Annotated in this window: 16 protein-coding genes, 1 pseudogene and 1 riboswitch; of the genes and pseudogenes, 7 read left to right on the top strand and 10 right to left on the bottom strand. The window is 67.8% G+C overall.

Annotated elements, in window-relative coordinates:
* Nucleotides 1-356: 356 nt before the first annotated feature.
* Both ABEB12_RS13075 and ABEB12_RS13080 read left to right on the top strand, forming a co-directional pair.
* Complete coding sequence (locus ABEB12_RS13075) at nucleotides 357-1490, top strand: hypothetical protein (RefSeq protein WP_185061573.1); 1134 nt, start codon at nucleotides 357-359, stop codon at nucleotides 1488-1490.
* A 134-nt stretch (nucleotides 1491-1624) separates the two neighbouring features.
* A complete protein-coding gene (locus tag ABEB12_RS13080; RefSeq protein ID WP_185061572.1) occupies nucleotides 1625-3742 on the top strand; it encodes an SNF2-related protein in 2118 nt (705 codons plus the stop codon).
* 511 nt (nucleotides 3743-4253) lie between these two features.
* On the opposite strand, the gene ABEB12_RS13085 is transcribed toward ABEB12_RS13080, so the two are convergent.
* Together ABEB12_RS13085 and ABEB12_RS13090 are read right to left on the bottom strand one after the other, a co-directional pair.
* Nucleotides 4254-4973, bottom strand: a complete 720-nt coding sequence (locus ABEB12_RS13085) for a DUF2637 domain-containing protein (RefSeq protein WP_185061571.1) — start codon at nucleotides 4971-4973, stop codon at nucleotides 4254-4256.
* 262 nt (nucleotides 4974-5235) lie between these two features.
* On the bottom strand, nucleotides 5236-5766 hold the full coding sequence (locus ABEB12_RS13090; RefSeq protein WP_185061570.1) for a winged helix-turn-helix transcriptional regulator: 531 nt from the start codon (nucleotides 5764-5766) through the stop codon (nucleotides 5236-5238).
* 134 nt (nucleotides 5767-5900) lie between these two features.
* Here ABEB12_RS13090 and ABEB12_RS13095 point away from each other — a divergent pair, with 134 nt between their 5' ends.
* The 4 genes and pseudogenes from ABEB12_RS13095 (at nucleotide 5901) to ABEB12_RS13110 (ending at nucleotide 8416) form a co-directional block, all read left to right on the top strand.
* The gene (locus ABEB12_RS13095) at nucleotides 5901-6824 is read left to right on the top strand and encodes an alpha/beta hydrolase fold domain-containing protein (protein WP_221498142.1); all 924 of its coding nucleotides are present in this window, start codon (nucleotides 5901-5903) and stop codon (nucleotides 6822-6824) included.
* Nucleotides 6825-6959: 135 nt separating this feature from the next.
* Entirely contained in the window at nucleotides 6960-7889 is a 930-nt protein-coding gene (locus ABEB12_RS13100) for a TIGR03564 family F420-dependent LLM class oxidoreductase (RefSeq protein WP_185061569.1), read from the top strand.
* Nucleotides 7890-7944: 55 nt separating this feature from the next.
* Nucleotides 7945-8184 (top strand): annotated as a pseudogene (locus tag ABEB12_RS13105) (nitroreductase/quinone reductase family protein); the annotation flags it as partial.
* Between the two features lie 49 nt (nucleotides 8185-8233).
* Entirely contained in the window at nucleotides 8234-8416 is a 183-nt protein-coding gene (locus tag ABEB12_RS13110) for a DUF4236 domain-containing protein (RefSeq protein ID WP_185061568.1), read from the top strand.
* Here ABEB12_RS13110 and ABEB12_RS13115 read toward each other — a convergent pair.
* The 5 genes from ABEB12_RS13115 to ABEB12_RS13135 form a co-directional block, all read right to left on the bottom strand.
* A complete protein-coding gene (locus ABEB12_RS13115; protein WP_185061567.1) occupies nucleotides 8401-8835 on the bottom strand; it encodes a hypothetical protein in 435 nt (144 codons plus the stop codon). The genes ABEB12_RS13110 and ABEB12_RS13115 overlap by 16 nt on opposite strands.
* A 99-nt stretch (nucleotides 8836-8934) precedes the next feature.
* Complete coding sequence (locus ABEB12_RS13120) at nucleotides 8935-10251, bottom strand: hypothetical protein (RefSeq protein WP_185061566.1); 1317 nt, start codon at nucleotides 10249-10251, stop codon at nucleotides 8935-8937.
* Between the two features lie 113 nt (nucleotides 10252-10364).
* The gene (locus ABEB12_RS13125; RefSeq protein WP_185061565.1) at nucleotides 10365-11663 is read right to left on the bottom strand and encodes an SLC13 family permease; all 1299 of its coding nucleotides are present in this window, start codon (nucleotides 11661-11663) and stop codon (nucleotides 10365-10367) included.
* A gap of 105 nt (nucleotides 11664-11768) precedes the next feature.
* On the bottom strand, nucleotides 11769-12203 hold the full coding sequence (locus ABEB12_RS13130; protein ID WP_185061564.1) for a universal stress protein: 435 nt from the start codon (nucleotides 12201-12203) through the stop codon (nucleotides 11769-11771).
* Nucleotides 12204-12409: 206 nt separating this feature from the next.
* Nucleotides 12410-12565, bottom strand: a complete 156-nt coding sequence (locus ABEB12_RS13135) for a DUF6131 family protein (RefSeq protein WP_185061563.1) — start codon at nucleotides 12563-12565, stop codon at nucleotides 12410-12412.
* A 128-nt stretch (nucleotides 12566-12693) separates the two neighbouring features.
* Between ABEB12_RS13135 and ABEB12_RS13140 the strand changes: the two genes are divergently transcribed.
* Nucleotides 12694-13890, top strand: coding sequence for a glycosyltransferase (locus tag ABEB12_RS13140; protein WP_185061562.1), 1197 nt, complete (start codon nucleotides 12694-12696; stop codon nucleotides 13888-13890).
* 7 nt (nucleotides 13891-13897) lie between these two features.
* Here the strand turns inward: ABEB12_RS13140 and ABEB12_RS13145 are convergent, their stop codons facing one another.
* The 3 genes from ABEB12_RS13145 to metE form a co-directional block, all read right to left on the bottom strand.
* Entirely contained in the window at nucleotides 13898-14293 is a 396-nt protein-coding gene (locus tag ABEB12_RS13145) for an ATP-binding protein (protein WP_185061561.1), read from the bottom strand.
* Nucleotides 14294-14352: 59 nt separating this feature from the next.
* The gene (locus ABEB12_RS13150) at nucleotides 14353-14865 is read right to left on the bottom strand and encodes a hypothetical protein (RefSeq protein ID WP_185061560.1); all 513 of its coding nucleotides are present in this window, start codon (nucleotides 14863-14865) and stop codon (nucleotides 14353-14355) included.
* 82 nt (nucleotides 14866-14947) lie between these two features.
* On the bottom strand, nucleotides 14948-17230 hold the full coding sequence (gene metE, locus ABEB12_RS13155; RefSeq protein WP_185061559.1) for a 5-methyltetrahydropteroyltriglutamate--homocysteine S-methyltransferase: 2283 nt from the start codon (nucleotides 17228-17230) through the stop codon (nucleotides 14948-14950).
* A 113-nt stretch (nucleotides 17231-17343) separates the two neighbouring features.
* Nucleotides 17344-17566: riboswitch (cobalamin riboswitch) on the bottom strand.
* Nucleotides 17567-17579 lie beyond the last annotated feature (13 nt).

The raw sequence follows: 17579 nt of genomic DNA on the forward strand, positions 1-17579 counted from the left end.
TCACCGAAGCGGCGTATCTGCGAGGAGTCACGCTCACGCGGACAGGCTTCTGATCAGGCCAACTGGTGAGCCAGGCCGGTGCCGGTAACCACGACGCATATATCTACAGAAAGGCGCAGGCAGACGCCCGATTGGTCCCTGGCCCCGACTCGCCATCGCCTGAGCCGGGGTCGCACTCCTTCGTCTCAGTCTGACGGCCCCGGCTCAGGTTCGAAGTTCTACCAACAATGTTGTAGTTACAGTTCTGTATTTCACCGGATACTCGTGCGACGCTGTGTACGTAGCCCGAATGGAGCATGATCTTTTGCGTCAACCGGTGTAGATTATTCTGCTGGCGTTGTTTTAGGGAGGGGGCATTGCAGCCTAACGACGTTCTGCTGCTGACTCTCTCTATTCTTATTTGGCTCACCCTCCTCTGGGTCATCCAGAGCCCCGCTGCAATGATGCTCGCGTTCGTGACGGTAATCGCCGGGGCGTTGTGGCTACGCATTCAACTGCTTCCCTCCGGGGAAGGTATTCGTACTCTTCTGTGGGGCTCGTCAGCAATTACATCACTTGCACGGATAGCAACAACGAGGAGCCAACGCGAGAAGAATATAGCGGGCATCGCCTTATTAACCAGCCTCTCGCTACTCGCCTTCATCAAGGCCGAAGCCGCGCTCGGAGGTCTCCTCAGCTTCTTCCTGGGTATCGGAACCTCCCTCCTACTTGCAGCGGCCTCGCGTCCGCTGCAACGATGGTTGTGGCGCACTGGGAAGCGTTGGCGAGCTCACCTGAACTGGGTATTGCTTACGCGCGCCTACCGTCGCCTGGAGGCTCAGTCAGAAGAAACCCGTGAAGCGTTGGCCAAAGAAATCGTGGCATCGCTGGAAGCCAGCCGCACGAAGTGCATGACGCTTGCGGCACTCGCACACGAGCACGCACGGTCCTGGCGGGAACTGTGGGTCATAACTGCGCTCTTGGCGGAGTCCGGCGAGGTTCGACTCACGGGCAAAAATATCTCATCAAAGAATACGGTCGCGCTACTGAACCTGGACGAAGCCGGACGAAAGGAAGCGCGACCTCCTACTACCGCAGAGGTGGATACCAGTGGTATCCACCTGCCGTCCATAACAATAATTGGCGATTTCATCTTCAGCAATGGAGGCGACGTAATGGCAGGCGATAAGTATCATGTATCGGGCGCGAATGTCACTGGGGCCTTCGGTCGCAACAAAGTGCGAGATATCTCCTCCACCACCTCTGGTGGGCAGGCTCAGACGATCACGCGAAATGAGATTGTTACTGAGGCTCGAAAGGTGGCAGCATCGCTAGACACGGATCGGGCAGCTGAATTGCGCGAGGTAGCAGATGCAGTCGAGGAGGCAAAGCATACTAGTGACCTACGCAGCGCCGTCCAACGGATAATTGGGATTGCGTCAATGGCTGGTGAGCACGGCTCGCACCTGTTTGAGCTAGCGAAACAGTTCCTCGAAGGGATCAGCTCGTAGGGGCATCTGTGCCAAGCGGTAACCGTAGCGATAGCTCAGCAAAACGGGACCTCTCTCGTGCCGCACTTCGTACTGCAGCGCGTCACCTCTCTAGCCAATTTGGCCCGCTCTATGACCGACGTAATCAAACGAAGATGGCTGCGCTCCAATCGCTGCACAGAGCGACGCGCGAGAAACGAATCGCCTCAATCAACGCGCGCCTTCAAGGCATGACGCTTGAAAAATTGGCTGCCGGCCAGAACATCCGGCAAGCCGGCCTGACCAACTTGCGACGACACGGCGTGCGAACGGCACATGATGTACTTGGCTGCACCCCCGAGGACTTGACGGCCGCACCAGGCATCGGCTCCGATGGAGCCACGAAGCTTCTGGAACGCGCGCGAACCTTAAGCGCTCCGCGCCACGAAGATCTCATGCTTAGTAAGCCGTTTGATCTATGGAGTGGCGCTGAATACGCGGTTGCTCGCGCGGTGCGGTTTTGGAATGAGTTGGTGAAGCTCTTGGACAGTAACGCCTCCAAATCACTTGAGCGACTTGCGGGAGGCTCACGCCGCATAGTCCATGATACGGCCTGGCATCGATGGTTGTTCACAGGCGGTCATCGACGCGCGCAGTTACGCGAATTACTTTACGCTTTAGAACCTGAAGCTTCGACGTTCCGGTCAAGCGGCGAGTTCAGCTCGTTTAGCGGCAAACTGCAAGATCTTGCGCACCTTGAACACCACCAAGGAGTCACTGTCGATCGGACGTATTGGTCGCGCAATTCGATTGACCTCCTAAGTTCGCTCGAGCAGTTTTACGTTCAAGGCGACAATTCAGAAGTTCGCGACGTGGTCTCTCGGCGCGCACTCGACGTTGATGATGATCTCGTCGCGCAGATGGCGGACTTGAGGTTGAATACGACTTTGTTGGCGCGCCGACTTCGCCCTTACCAGGAAGAAGGCACGCGTTTCTGTATCTGCGTGGGCAGTGGACTTCTTGGCGATGACATGGGGTTAGGGAAGACCACCCAAGCACTTGCCGCGATCGCTCATATCTCGGCCAACGACGCAAACAACCGCCATGTGGTTGTGTGTCCTGCGTCGCTCCTTCTGGGGTGGCAAGACGAGGCTGCGGCCGCATGTCCTAGCATCGGATTTTGGCTGTTCCGAGGGCAAACAGAACGAACGCGCAACTTAGACGCTTGGCGGCACTCAGGCGGAATTCTCTGTGCCTCATACGATCTCGCCCACGAATTGCTTGAACGACTGCGGGAATCAGAGATCGTCGTCACCTGCTTGATCGCTGACGAAGCGCACTATGTGAAAGAACCAAAGACAAGGCGGTCACGAGCGGTCGCTGGTCTGTGCGAGTTGGCTGAGCGAGTCATCTTAATGACTGGGACACCATTGGTAAATAGGGCAACAGACATGATCAATCTGCTTCGGATTGTTGATCCACGTCTGGCGTATAGACTTGAAGAGCGATTTGATCCCGCGGACGACATCTTCCATGATGCAGACGAATTTCGAGGCGCTGTGTCCCGGCGATACCTGCGGAGAGCGCAAAACGACGTGCTCCAGGAGCTACCCCCGCTGACCTTGGTGGACGTACCAATCGACCTGAATTCGGACGAGATTGATAGGTATAAGGCTGCCGTCGCAAGTGGCCACATGACACACATGCGTATTGCCGCTTCATCGTCAGGCTCCAAAATGGCAGCATTGCGCGATATCGCCGACGAGGCAAGGAATGCTGATCGCAAGATGGTTGTGTTTAGTGAATACGTACATGTTTTGAACGCGGCAGCTGCCTCGATCGGGTCAGAATCATACGTGATACACGGAACCGTATCAGACAAAGAAAAGGCTCAACGGGAAGAGGACTTTAAGAAACAATCAGGATTTGCCGCCTTGGTCGGCCAGATCAAAGTGATCGGCGTGGGAAAGAACTACCAACAGGCGTCAGTAGTTGTGCTCATGGAGCCACAGTTCACCCCGGCCGCCGAACACCAGGCAATAGCCCGTGCTCATCGCATGGGCCAGACAGAGAGTGTCGTCTGTCACCGGTTGGTGGCTATGGGCACCGTGGACGAGCGGATTGTGAAGATCGTCGCACTGAAGTCACTGTTAATAAACGAGCTATCACACAAGAGCAATCTAGAAGAGGAGCTTCGCAAATTCGGTGGTAAGGAGGTGAACCAGACTGAGCTTGTGCGCGAAGAACAACGACGACTTGGTGTTACACCCCCACCCCAAAGTCAGTCAGGGTGACCGCTACTCCTCCTCGCTCAGCAATTGTCGTTGGTGCGCTTCAATCCGCGCTAGTCACGGTAGCGAGATTCTCGGACAAGACAAACGACGAGGCACGACCGAATGTTAGCCGCACTAGAAACTCTGGCATGCAGGCGCCCTCGGATATTATATCGACACTCTCTGACTATTGGGAGAAATCATGCGTAACCGCAAAGACGTATTGTTCTGAGGTGCGGCAATTGGCCTGACCGTGTCAGGACAAGGGCCAACGAGACCAAAGTTGACAGTTCCGGGACAGCCCCACAGGGTAGGCGAGACCGGAAACGAGACCGCCGAGACTGGAAACGAGACCGGACGCAGTGCAGCCAGCCTTGAATACGCCATTATCGGACTGAATCAGGTACAGGTACCGGATTCTCCGGGCGCTGGCTTCCGCACGGGCCGGCGTCGTCGTGTCGGTCGAGGCATGGAACGGAAGGTACGGAGCGCGCCTGACACTTCGTGGTGTACCGAGATCAGGTCACCCCACCTATTCCCTGCCATCATGGGTTGCCGTCGCTAGGCGTCCTTCGGACCGCCAGCGGCGAAGGACTCGGCGGCCGTAATTGTTGGTCTGGGCAAGTCGATCGAGTTCGGCGCCGGTCGGCGTGCGGCCCTGCTCGCGTTGAGCCTGGTAGTAGTCCCACATCCGCCGCTCGGCGGTCGTTGCCCCGCGACCGAGACCAGGCGAGACCGCCGCGAGAGGCAGCACTCGCCCGGTCTCGTTTCCAGTCTCGGCGGTGCCGTCTCTTGCCTCGCCCGCCCGTTCGGCCGTCTCGGAAGGGCCAGCGCCGGTCTCAGTGGCCATGGTCTCGGTGCGGTGGCGCTTGAGTGCGCGGTTCAGGAGCTCCACCGCGAGCAACAGTGCCAGCGGCGGACACGCAGCGACCGCGATGGCGAACACGCTCAGCTCGGGGGCCGAGGCGATGTTCGCGCACAACGACAGTGCCACCCCGAACAAGAACGCCAACCACGCCCGCCACTTCCCAGCCCGGCCCGGCTTCCACAATTCGACCGTCGCCGTGGTCAACAGCCCGTCCACGATGAGCGGCCAGATAGCCGCCGTGGTCACGTCCGCGCCGAACCGCAACGCGAACGCCTGACCGTGCCGATAGGACGCATACGCAGCCCCGGCCGCGACGAGCAACGTGCACGCGCACTGCACCCACAACCCACGATCACGGGTTGCCCGACCGGCGTTGGCACTCATCGGCCACCGCCAGCCACCGACCGACGACGCCGCTCGATCGTCAGCGTTGCGGAAACCCGCATTTCAGCGGGTCGGTTGCGTCGTGTGGATGCTGTACGAATCGCCCCGGGGGCACCAAGGCCGCAGGTCAGACCCCTACGGCTTGGCAAGCCCAAGATCACCTGCGTGGAAAACTCGGCATTTACTCGTCGAACACCAACGCATCACCGGCCAGCGTGCCGTGCGTTTGTGCGGTCCGGGGACGCGGTGGGCGCGGCACTCGCTAAGACGTTGCCTGCGAGCGGAGCCGAGCCGCTGACGATCGGTCTTCGGAGGCCAGCGTTCCGTCGCGTAGCCGAGCCCCGGGCCCGGGTTGTAAATCGACTTCGTCAGCTCCGACGATCTCGTGATCGTCTTCGCAGCGCACCGTCAGACCGATCGGAGCGCCACAGCCACGGTGCAGGAGGACTGTGGGTGGACCGAACTCGTCGGCGAGGTTCTCGTCGCCCCATTTGGTCAAGGCGACCAGGATCGGCAGCAGCGAGTTGCCCTTGCCGGTCAGTCGATAGCGATGACGGGTGCGGGCGCCCGGCTCGCGGTAGGGCTCGGTCGTCAGGATGCCCTGGGCGACGAGCATGCGCAGACGCTCTCCCAACAGGTTGCTCGCGCACCCCAACGTCTGCTCGAACTCGCTGAACCGTTCCGCACCGAACCAGATCTCTCTGAGGATCAGGATCGTCCACTTCTCGCCGACAAGCTCGAGAGTTCGTGAAATCGAGCAGCTGGTTGTGTCGTAGTCGAGCCGATCATTCACGTGCATCAGAGTACAACGCGTTCCGCGAATGCTGACTGGACATTTTAATGTCAGCCTGCTAGCGTCCATCACTGCTGGTCAGCCGGGCGCCGCTGGACAGTCCGGACCACTGCCCCCAACGAGGAGGACACGACGTGAGCAGCCCCGAGACCAAGCAGTTCGAGGAGTTCCTCGACGGCGTCACCGGCCGTTTCGCACAGGTCGCCCAGGCCGGGCAGGGCCTGGACATGATGCGCGAGATCGCCGAGGGCCTGCATCGCGCCGGCGCCGAGCCCGAGGGTGTGACCTATGCCGAGGTCGACGTCAACGGCATTCCGGCGCTATGGGCGATCCCGGAGGGCGCCAGCAGCGAGCACGCGATCGTCTGGTTCCACTTCGGCGGCAGCGTCGTCACCTCGATGTACACCGACCGCAAGGCCGCGGGCCACGTCGCGAAGGCCGCGGGGGTTCGGGCGCTGGTCGTCAACTTCCGGCTCGCTCCGGAGAACAAGCACCCCGCACAGATCAACGATGCGGTCACCGCCTTCGAATGGCTGCTCGCCCAGGGCTACGCGCCCGAGAAGATCGGCAGCGTCGGCCACTCGATCGGCGGGAACCTCGCCATCAACCTGCCGCTGACCCTGCGCGACAAGGGCCGCCCGCTCCCGGGCGCGGTCGTGTCGATCTCCCCGTGGATCGACCAGACGATGAGCCACCCTGACTACGCCGACAAGGGTGGCGTCACCGACCACATCCTGAACCCGGGCATCGCCGAGTTCTTCCGCGAGTCCTGGATCGGGGGGACCGGGGTCTCTCCCTCCGACCCGCAGATCAACCTGATGCGAGCCGACCTCACCGGTCTGCCGCCCACCAGCCTGCACTGGGGTACCCACGAGGTCCTCAACGGCGAGTGCATCTGGTTCGCCGGGCGGCTGGACAAGGAGGGCATCGAATTCCAGTCTTGCCCGCTCGAGGGTGCTCAGCACTCGTTCGTCATCGCCGCGGGCAAGGTTCCCGAAGTGGATGCCGAAATCCAGATCATGGGGCGCTGGCTGCACGACAAGCTCGGAGTGAAATAGCCCTTTTCGCGAGCCGGTCTACTCCAGGCCGCACCCGCCGACGACGGCCGATTCCTCACCGGCACGACCCTCACAGGCTGCGCTGTCTGAAGTTCTCGAACGCGCGCATTAGCCTCACGTCCAGGAAGGAAAGCCATGCGGATCTCCCTCAACATCGGCGGCGACGTTCTTTCGGCGCCGGTCCCGCCGCGGAAGGTGGCGGCGCAGGCGAAGGCCGCCGAGGACGCGGGTTTCGCCACGGCCTGGGCCACCCACTTCATGCACGGCACCGACTCGATCCCGACCATCACCGCGGCGGGCCTGGCGACCTCGCGCATCGAGCTGGGCATCGGGGTCGTGCCGACCTATCCGCGACACCCGTACACGTTGGCCCATGAGGCGGCGACCGTGCAGTCGTTGGTCGGTGGTCGGCTCACGTTGGGGGTGGGCGTCTCGCACAAGCCGGTCGCGGCCATGCTCGGGTTGGATTACGTCAGCCCGGCCGAGCACATGCGCGAATACCTCGAGGTCCTCGGCGCCCTGCTCACCAAGGGCGAGGTCAGCCACTCCGGCCGCTTCTTCCGGATCGAAGCCGGCTTCAACATCCCCGAGACCTCGCCGGTCTCCGTCGTGGTCGGCGCCCTCGGCCCGAAGATGGTGCGCGCCGCGGGCGAACTGTCCGACGGCGCGGTCACCTGGCTGGCGGGTCCGCGCGGGTTGAGCGAGCACATCGTGCCGGGACTGACCAAGGCCGCCTCCGACGCCGGGCGCCCGGCGCCGAGGGTGATCGTGGGTCTGCCGGTTGCCGTAGCCGATCCGGATGCGGCCCGGTCGACCGTCACCGACACCTTCGCCCTGTACGGCAGCCTGGACAACTACCGACAGCAGTTCGAACGCGACGGAGTCGACTCGGTCGCGGACCTCGCGGTCATCGGGAACGAGGAAACCGTCCAGCGACACCTGGTCTCGCTGCGGGACGCCGGCGCGACCGAGCTGTGGGCCGTTCCCTTCCCGGTCGGCAGCAACGCGGCGGCCTCGCTGGCTCGGACGACGTCCTTCCTGGCGAGCCTGGCCCCGGAGATCTAGGCCGCAACATAGTCCGAAGCGTCCATGGTTCTCCCGCCGCGGTCTCGTCGCCTCCAACGGCGGCGCTTCGCGGGCGCCGGGCTGGTACCACAACCTGCTGGCCAACCCCGCCGTCCGGATCCAGGTCGGTGTGAACGACCGGCCGGTGACCGCCCGGGCGGTCCGGCCCGGGGACGCCGACTACGACCGGCTGTGGGACACGGTGAACGCGAAGAACCACAACCGCTACCGCGCCTACCAGAAGGCCACCAGCCGGCCCATCCCCATTGTCGCGCTGAGCCCACAACCAAGTTGATCACCCGCCGCGTGCATTGCGGCGGCGCGATCCGGGTAACCCGAATCGCATGGGACTCAACTATCGCAACCGCATGCGCCTCGGTCCGCTGCCGATCTGGCGGAACGTCTCCCGCTCCGGGCGCGGGAAGACGGTGTCCTGGACGGTCAAGCTGTTCGGTATCAGCTGGAACAGCCGCACCAAGAAGAAGACCGTGGACCTGCCGGGCAACTACTCCTACACCACCGACTGACCCGGCCGCGGGCTCCGCCGGTAGGCCAGCCACTGCGCAACGGCCAGCCCGGTGACGAGCATCGCCTCGGCCACCAGGAAGACCGTGGCCGGGGTGGTAGTCGGTTCCGTCGCCAGGATGAGCATGCAGGTCAGCGCCCAGAGCGGGTTGACCGCGATCAGCGCGGCGATCAGGGCCGCCCGGGGTCGGGGGCGGGTGGCGGCGAACCACATCGCCCCGCCGTACACCAGGTAGAACAGGCCGGCCGAGGTGATCACGGCCGGGGGCAGGCCAGTGGGTGCGGCGAGCGGACCGGCCAGGGGCAGCAGCGGTACGCCGCCCACCGCGTTGCCGATGCCGTTGAACAGCAGCAGCCCGCGCAGCGGGCGGGTGGGCTGGACGGCGGTCGGTGCCGGGGTGGTCAAGTCCGTAGTGGTCATGGCGGATCTCCCGTCGACGTGGTGGGTGAACACCGCGACGGTGGGCCGGGACGCACTGCCAGTGCCAGCCGGTTCGCTGCCAAGCACTGCCAGATGCGGTCAGGGGACCGTCTCGTCGATGCCCGCGCGCAGGTCGGCGGCGACGATCCGCGCCGCCGCGCTCTGCCAGTTGTGCAGGGTCCGTTCCGGCACCTGGTCGACGAACCAGGACAGCGCGCGCCGGCCGGTCGGGTCGAGGTCGGTGCGTTTGGTGCGGACGCTGTAGGGACGGATGCCACGCACGTAGTAGAAGTACAGCGCGTTGTAGTGCCGCCACTCCTCGCTGGTGCCGAAGTCCTCGCCGGTGCGCGGTTTGAGCCGGGCGATGCTGTCCAGCAGCACGGCCTTGAGCTCGGTGGCGCGTTCCAGCGGGGCGTCCGGCACGCCGCGCCGGGCCAGCCGTTCCTCGACCACCGGCAGGTCGACCAGCGGGTTGGACACCAGCTTCCCCAGATCGCCGTAGTGGCTCAGCGCCCGCCGGGTGATGCGCGCGAACTCGGCCTCGTCCAGGTTGGCCAGCCCGGTGACCGAGTCCTTCCTCGGTAGCGCGTCGGCGATCTCCCGCAGCTCGCCCCGGGCGCGCCGCAGCCGGGCCGACCGGAAGGCGACCCGGTCCACCGCCGACTGGATGGGCGTGGCGAACACCTGCACCAGGATCGCCGTGGCCACCGTGCCGAACAGCAGCCCCACCAGCGCCGGGGCCGGCCCGCCCAGTGCGATCGCGACCCCCACCTGCCCGCCGAACAGCACCGCCACCGCACCGGAAACCAACGCCGACCGACGCATGTCCGGCCCCAGCACCTCGCCCTCGTCCACGGCGTCGAACGCCGCGATCGCCCACCCCAGCGCCATCAGGTCGGGCACGACCGCGGCCAGCAACAGCCCGCGCGGCAGCACCCCGAGGGCGAGCAGCAGCAGCCACGCGGTCAGCGCCACCATGACCGCACCGATGAGCAGCACGCCCAGCCAGGCCCGGCGCGCCCGCCGCACCACCGGCCACCGCCACAGCAGCAGCACCAGCCCGCCGGTCAGGCACAACGCACCCATCCCGGCCAGCACCATCCCGGCCGGGCCAACCCCGGCCAGCGCCGCGACGGCGGTGAGCGCGAACAGCGGCACCACCCCGAACCGCCACCAGCGGTCCAGCCCGACCTCCTCGACCAGCCGGACGAACACCCCGCTCCAGGCCAGCGCGGGCAGGCAGGTGAGCACCAGGGCAAGGTCCGCCGGGCCGAACTGGTCGACGAACAGGGCCGACGCATAGGCGATCAACCCGAGCCCGGCACGGCGCAGCACGCCCTTGCCCGGGTCGCGGGCCAGCAGGTACAGGCCCAGCCACCAGGCGATCCCGAAGGCCACCACCAACAGCCCGAGCATGCTCTCCGGCCCTCCCGCCGGGGTGTCCGCGAGGCTACGCCGGCTTCGTCGCGCGCTTGGTGCGTCTGAGGATAGTGCCCCGTCGACGCCGGCGGCGGTGTGCCGGAGGCCCCTCAGCCGGCGAGCACGAAGTAACGCAGCCACACGTACACGGTGGCGATGGCCAGCGTGACCGCGGTGATGACCAGGCCGTACCGGGCGAACCGCCAGAAACCGATGGGCACGCCGTTGCGTGCGGCGATCCCGGCGACCACGACGTTCGCGCTGGCACCGATCAGTGTGGCGTTGCCGCCGAGGTCCGCGCCGAGGGCCAGCGCCCACCAGAGCACCTGTGGCTGGCCGTCCGGGCCGACCAGCGACGCCACCACCGGCGCCATGCTCGCCACGTAGGGGATGTTGTCCACCACCCCGGAGAGCAGCCCGGACCCCCACAGCAGCAGGCCGGTGAACCCCAGCGGGTTGTCCCCGGCGAACCCGCCCATCAGCTTGCTCAGCCCGGCCAGCACGCCGGTGTTCACCAGCCCGCCGACCATCACGAACAGGCCCATGAAGAACGCCAGCGTGGACCACTCCACGTCCTGCAGCGCCTGCTCGGTGCGCACCCGGGTGACCGCGACCAGCAACCCGGCGCCGAGCAGCGCGACCACCGACGGGGCGTAGTGCAGCACCGGGTGCAGCACGAACGCCACCAGCACCACGCCCAGCACGGCCAGCGACTGGACCAGCAGCCGGCGGTCGCGGATGGCCTCCCGTTCGTTCAGCGACATCAGCTCGGCCACCTTCTCGGGGTCGGCGTGGAAGGCGTCGGCGAACAGCCACCGGCAGAGGCCGATGAACACGATCAGCATCACCAGCACGACCGGGGCCAGGTGGACCAGGAAGTCGTTGAAGGAGAGCCCGGCCCGGCTGGCAATGATGATGTTGGGCGGGTCGCCGACCAGCGTGGCGGTGCCGCCGATGTTGGACGCGGCCACCTCGGCGATCAGGTACGGCACGGCGGAGAGGCCGATCCGCTGGCAGATCAGGATGGTCACCGGGGCGACCAGCAGCACGGTGGTCACGTTGTCCAGCAGCGCCGAGGTGCCGGCGGTGATCAACACCAGCAGCACCATCAGCGGGAACGGCCGGCCGCGGGCGCGCTTGGCGGCCCAGATCGCCAGGTACTCGAATACCCCGGTCTCCCGCATCACGCTGACGATGACCATCATGCCGAGCAGCAGGAAAACCACGTTCCAGTCCACGCCGGTCTCCTCGGCGTAGAACGCGGCGTGGGCGTCGGTCACCCCGATGGCCAGCATCAGGGCCGCACCGCCGAGCGCGGCGGCCGTACGGGTCACCCACTTCTCCGCCGCGATCAGCACGTATGCCGCCGCGAAGATCAGGATTGCGGCAATGGCGGATAAGCTGAGCAACGGGCTGGCCTTCCGGTCGGGATCACCTACACCTCACCCATGGGTGGGATCGCCGACCAGTCTTCCCGGCACGCCAGTTGCCTCAGGGTACCGCGGCCGTCGTCGTCAGCTGGGCACCAACACCACCGGGCAGTCCGCGTGGTGCGCGCAGGACAGCGCCACCGAGCCGAGCAGCGCGCCGGCCACCCGGCCGTGCCGGTGGTTGCCGAGCACCAGCATCGCGGCGCCCCGGGCCTGGTCCAGCAGCACTTCCTTCGGGTCCCCGTGCGCCACCCGGCCCTCCACCAGCTCCGCCGCGCCGGCGGGCAGCTCGGCCACCGCGTCGGACACCCAGCGCCGCGCGTCGGCCTCCAGCTCGGCGTCATCCACCACGGGCGCGATCATCTCCCCCGTGCCGGCGGCCAGCATCGGGGGCTGCTGCCACACCGCGACAGCGGCCACCGTGCCGCCCGCGTCCCGCGCGTGCCGCGCCGCCCAACGCAACGCGGCCCGGGCGGCGTCGGTTTCGTCGACGCCGACAACGATGGTCGTTTCGTTCATGCCCTCAGTCTCCCGCGCGCGCCTAACTGGGCGCGCTCGGCCAGCGCGTTCCGCGCTAGTCCCCCCGGTACACGCGGAGCGAATCCGGGTGCTTGGTCACGTTTCCGCGGCCCACCCCCCGGAGAGGTGGACCGCGGAAAGAAAAAGGTCGCTAGTGACTCCCGCACGCGCCGAACTGGGCGCGCGCTCGGCCAGCGCGTTCCGCGCTAGTAGTACCAGCGGCGGCCGCCGATCGGGCGGCCGACCTGGCCCAACAGGAGCAGGATTAGGCCGACAACCAGAAGAATGGCGCCCACCGTGTAGAGAATCGAGATCCCGGTCAGCCAACCGATGACGAGCAGGATCACCCCAAGGATAATCATCTTTCCTCCGTAGCCGCGGTCTGCATGGCTGTTTTGGCGATACCCGGGCCGACCCCCGGCAAACAAAACTTTCTCCGTGATCAAATATTCAAAGTTTCGCGGGGTCGGCTTGCGGACACCCCAACTACATGGTCGACGACTCGCCGCAGAACCCGCGCCTGAAGATCGCCATGGTCTCGCTCGCCTCGGCGGCGGCCCAGCCGGAAATCAACACCACGGTGCCGGCGCTCGCCGATGCGCTCACCGAGCAGGGACAGCACGTGGTGTGTTACTCGCGGCGAACACCCAACCAGCCCCCGATGCCCGACGGCGTGGACGCGGTCGCCCTGCGCGCCGGGCCGGCGAAGGGCCTCACCGAACGGGAGGTGGCCGGGCAGGTGGGCCGGTTCGGCGAGCGGCTCGCGGCGGCGCTGCGCAAACACCGGCCGGACGTGGTGCACAGCCACGGCTGGCTGGCCGGCCTCGCCGCCCAGCTGGCCACCCGGGACACACCGATCCCGGTGGTGCACACCTTCCACCGGCTGCACCTGCTGGATGACCGCGGCATACCCGCCGCCCGGCGCGAGCCCTCGGACCGGTACCGGCTGGAGCGGGCGGTGGCACGCGGCTGTGACCAGGTGCTGGCCGCCACCGACGCGGAGCGGGCCTGCCTGCTGAAGGTGGGCGTGGACCGGGACCACATCACCGTCGTGCGCCGGGGCGTGGACGCCCGGTCGATGCACCCGCGCGACCCGGCGGAACGCCACGGCCCGGTGTACCGGGTGGTGCTGCTCGGCGCGCTCGACCGGGCGCACGTGGCGATCCGGGCGCTCACCGCGCTGCCCGGCACCGAGCTGGTGATCGCGGCCGGCTGGCCCGACCACCCGGAGACCGAACGCGAGCTGCGCCGGCTGACCGAGCTGGCCGAGGAGCTGCACCTCACCGACCGGGTCACCCTCAGCGGTCACCCGGACCGGGCCGAGCGGGCCGATCTGCTGCGCCGCTGCGACGCGGCGGTGCTGCTCTCCCCCGACGAGGCGGCGGACACGCTCTCGCTCGAGGCGATGGCCCTCGGCGTGCCGGTGCTCACCGGCTGCCCCGAGCTGACCGAGGGCGTGTTGGACGGGGTGACCGGCGTGCACCTGCGGGGTGGTGGCCCGCCGGCCCGGGAGCTGGCGCACTCGCTGCGCCGGCTGTTCGACAACGACTCGCTGCGCGACGGTATGGGCCTCGCCGCCCGGGACCGGGCCCTCAACCGCTACAGCTGGGCGCGCATCGCCGCCGAGACCAGCCGCGTCTACCAGGACATCTACCAGGTCAGCGCACCGGCGGCCTCGGGTGTCTGAACCCGGGTCACGCGCCGTGGTGCGCGCTGAACCGGATGGCGATCGCCGTGCCGTCCCCCGAGCCCGACCGGTCGTCGCGGGACAGGATGCGCAGCACGTGCCAACCGAAGCCCTTGGCCTCCAGCGGGTGCTCGCAAGTGTCGGTGTGGGTGTGCACGGTGACGTCCAACCGGTGCTCGGTCAGCCGGAACGTGCACCTCAGCAGCGCGCCCTCGACCGCCAGCCCGATCAGGTTGTCGCACGCTTCCTGCACCGCGGCGTTCAGCTCGGCGACGGTGTCATCGGTGAACTCCGCGCGGGTGGCCAGGTCGGTTACCGCCGCGCGGACCGTCGAAACCAGGCCCGCGCCGGCCGGGATGCGCATCTCCACCAGGAGGGGGCGAGGGTCCACCGACGAGCCCATGGCCAACCTCCGTAACCGCGCTGGGCGCCGGGCCTTCCCCGAGTCGGACCGCACCGCGTTCAGGCACCGGCCCGCAGCGAGCGCCTCGGCTCGCTCAGTTCCAGCGCCGCTCCCGTCGCCGCGACCAGCGCCCCGACCAGGGCGAACCAGAAGCCGCCACCGGCGAAGGTGGCCGCGCTGAGGCCGAGACCGGACGCGCCGACCTGCTGGATCTCCGACTGCAGCGCGTTGAACGGGATCAGGTAGGCCAGCGCGATGAACCCGGAGCACGCCAGCACCAGCGCACCGGCCACCCGGTGCTCGCGGCGGCCCAACCGGGCCAGCAGCAGGAAACCGCCGATGGCCAGCATCACCAGCGCGGCGACCGGCACGAACGGCAACATGGCCAGCGACGGGTAGGAGGGCGCGGCCTCCTCCAGCGCCGGGGCGGTGACCTGGCCGACCAGCGGCACCTTGGCCACCGGTACGACCAGGTAGGCCAGTCCGGCGAGCAGGCCGCCGACCACGGCGAGCACACCGCCGGGGCGGTCCATCGTGCCCGGTTCTTCCGGTCGGCGTCGGAAAATCTCCACGCCTGGTAGTTACCCGTCAGGCGGCTGATTAACCGAACGCGCGTACCGGATGGGTCGGACGTCACGCCCCGGCGGTGCCCGGCTACACCGGCTGTTCCCGGACCGCGCGCGCGGCGCTGACCAGGTTGCGCAGCGCGGCGACCACCTCCGCCTCGCCGCGAGTCTTCAGGCCGCAGTCCGGGTTGGCCCACAGGCGTTCCAGCGGCACCTCGCGCCGCGCGGTACGCAGCAGCTCGGCGATCTCCTCCACGCTGGGCACCTCCGGGGAGTGCACGTCGTAGACCCCGGGGCCGATGTCCCGCCCGATGCCCGCACCCAGCGCGGCCACCACCTCCATCTTCGAGCGGGCCGCCTCCACCGTGGTGACGTCCGCGCCCAGTGCGTCGATGGCGTCGACCACCTCGCCGAACTCGGAGTAGCACAGGTGGGTGTGCACCTGGGTGGAGTCGGCGGCACCGCCGGTGGCCAGCCGGAAGGCGTCGACCGCCCAGTCCAGGTAGGCCTTGCGGTCGGCCGCCCTCGGCGGCAGCAGCTCGCGCAGCGCGGGCTCGTCCACCTGGATGATCCGCAGGCCGGCCGCCTCCAGGTCGCGCACCTCGTCCCGCAGCGCCAGCGCCACCTGTCGCGCGGTCTGCCCGAGCGGCTGGTCATCCCGGACGAACGACCAGGCCAGGATGGTCACCGGGCCGGTCAGCATGGCCTTCACCGGCCGGCCGGTCAGCGACTGGGCGTAGCCGCTCCACCGCACGGTGATCGGCTCCGGCCGGCTCACGTCGGCGTACAGCACCGGCGGGCGCACGCACCGGCTGCCGTAGGACTGCACCCAGCCGTGCTCGGTCGCGGCGAACCCGTCCAGCTGCTCGGCGAAGTACTGCACCATGTCGTTGCGTTCCGGTTCGCCGTGCACCAGCACGTCCAGCCCGAGCGACTCCTGCAGCCCGATGACCCGCTCGATCTCCGCGCGCATCCGCTGCTCGTACTCGTCGCCGGCCAGCCGGCCGGCCCGGTGCGCGGCCCGGTCGGCGCGGATCCCCGCGGTCTGCGGGAACGAGCCGATGGTCGTGGTGGGCAGCGGGTGCAGGCCCAGGCGGGTGCGCTGGGCCGCGGCCCGCGACTCGGCGGATCCCCGGCGGTAGTGCTCCGTGCCCAGGGCATCCAGCCGCCCGCGCACCCGGTCGCTGCGCTCGCCGGACCGGTCGGGGTTGCGCCGGCGGGCGGCGTCGGCGAAGGCACCGGCCACCACGTCCCGCCCCTCGCGCAGCGCGCGGTCCAGCGTGACGATCTCGCCCAGCTTCTGCCGGGCGAAGGCCAGCCGGTCCCGGACCGAGCCGGTGAGGCCGGTCTCCACGTCGACGTCGTAGGGCACGTGCAGCAGCGGGCAGGAGGACCCGATCTCCACTCGTCCCACGCTGCCCAACAGCGTGGCCGCCTTGGCCAGCGCCGCGTCCAGGTCGGTACGCCACACGTTGCGGCCGTCCACCACGCCGGCCAGCACGGTCTTGTCCCGCAGCCCGCGCAGCCCGGCCGCGGCGGTCAGGTCGTCGACCCCGGCCACCAGGTCCAGGCCGATCGCCTCCACCGGGGTGTCGGCCAGCGTGGCCAGGGCGGATCCCCAGGCGCCGTAGTAGCCGGCGACCAGGATCGCCGGCCGCTCCGGTGTCCCGGCCAGCCCGCGGTAGGCCCGGCCCAGCGCGGCCAGCTCCTCCGCCGACCGGTCGGCGGCGAAGGCCGGCTCGTCCAGCTGCACCCAGTCCGCGCCGGCCCGGCGCAGCTCGGCCAGCAGCCGGGCGTACACCTCCAGCAGCGCGTCCAGCCGGTCCAGCGGGGCGAACCCGTCCGGTGCGCCGGCCGCCGGCTTGGCCAGCAGCAGCAGCGTCACCGGCCCGAGCAGCACCGGTCGGGTGCGCACCCCGGCGGCCAGGGCCTCGGTGAACTCGGCGACCGGCTTGCGGTCGGCCAGCCGGAACGCGGTGTCCGGGCCGATCTCCGGCACCAGGTAGTGGTAGTTGGTGTCGAAGAACTTGGTCAGCTCCAGGGCCGGCACACCCTCCCGGCCCCGCGCCATGGCGAACAGCAGGTCCAGCGGGGTGCCGCCGAGCCCCGCGAACCGCTCCGGCACCGCGCCCACGGTGAGCGCGGCGTCCAGCACCTGGTCGTAGTAGGAGAACGTGTTGCCGGGCACCGAGCCGAGCCCGGCGTCCCTCAGCTCCAGCCAGGTCTCCCGGCGCAGCCGCGCCGAGGTGGCCTCCAGCTCATCGGCGTCGACCCGGCCGGCCCAGTGGCCCTCCACGGCGCGTTTGAGCTCCCGGTTCGGCCCGATGCGGGGGTACCCCAGCACGGTGGCACCCAGTGGTCGTTCGGTCATCAGCGACTCTCTCCTCGCGAGCGTTGCCGAGGAGCCGGGACATCACGGGCGCGGCGAAACCAGCGTTCGGCGCACCGTTCCCACCCGCGAGGACACGGCTCCGCGCGCGCCGGGCGGCGCACGCATCGCTGGCAGGTCTTCGGACTCGCGGGCTCGGCGCCAGGCGCCACCTACCGGCCGTCGCTTCCCAGGTCCACCTTTCGACCCAGTGCTTGTGTCTACGGCTTTCGTTCCCACTCACCGCTGCGGGGCAGTCCCGGAGTCGCACCGGGTTCCCTCTTGCCTCACCCCCGCCGGACGCACCGGCCGGCGTGAACCACCGACACCACGGACGCTAACACGAATCCGG

Source organism: Actinospineispora eucalypti, assembly GCF_039543365.1.
Lineage (GTDB): Bacteria > Actinomycetota > Actinomycetes > Mycobacteriales > Pseudonocardiaceae > Pseudonocardia > Pseudonocardia eucalypti.

Coding starts and splice junctions, on each gene's coding strand:
- ABEB12_RS13115 (WP_185061567.1), bottom strand. CDS start 8,835: ATGACCACTACGGACTTGACCACCCCGGCACCGACCGCCGTCCAGCCC.
- ABEB12_RS13110 (WP_185061568.1), top strand. CDS start 8,234: ATGGGACTCAACTATCGCAACCGCATGCGCCTCGGTCCGCTGCCGATC.
- ABEB12_RS13135 (WP_185061563.1), bottom strand. CDS start 12,565: ATGATTATCCTTGGGGTGATCCTGCTCGTCATCGGTTGGCTGACCGGG.
- ABEB12_RS13140 (WP_185061562.1), top strand. CDS start 12,694: ATGGTCGACGACTCGCCGCAGAACCCGCGCCTGAAGATCGCCATGGTC.
- ABEB12_RS13130 (WP_185061564.1), bottom strand. CDS start 12,203: ATGAACGAAACGACCATCGTTGTCGGCGTCGACGAAACCGACGCCGCC.
- ABEB12_RS13080 (WP_185061572.1), top strand. CDS start 1,625: ATGGCTGCGCTCCAATCGCTGCACAGAGCGACGCGCGAGAAACGAATC.
- ABEB12_RS13145 (WP_185061561.1), bottom strand. CDS start 14,293: ATGGGCTCGTCGGTGGACCCTCGCCCCCTCCTGGTGGAGATGCGCATC.
- metE (WP_185061559.1), bottom strand. CDS start 17,230: ATGACCGAACGACCACTGGGTGCCACCGTGCTGGGGTACCCCCGCATC.
- ABEB12_RS13100 (WP_185061569.1), top strand. CDS start 6,960: ATGCGGATCTCCCTCAACATCGGCGGCGACGTTCTTTCGGCGCCGGTC.
- ABEB12_RS13085 (WP_185061571.1), bottom strand. CDS start 4,973: ATGAGTGCCAACGCCGGTCGGGCAACCCGTGATCGTGGGTTGTGGGTG.
- ABEB12_RS13120 (WP_185061566.1), bottom strand. CDS start 10,251: ATGCTCGGGCTGTTGGTGGTGGCCTTCGGGATCGCCTGGTGGCTGGGC.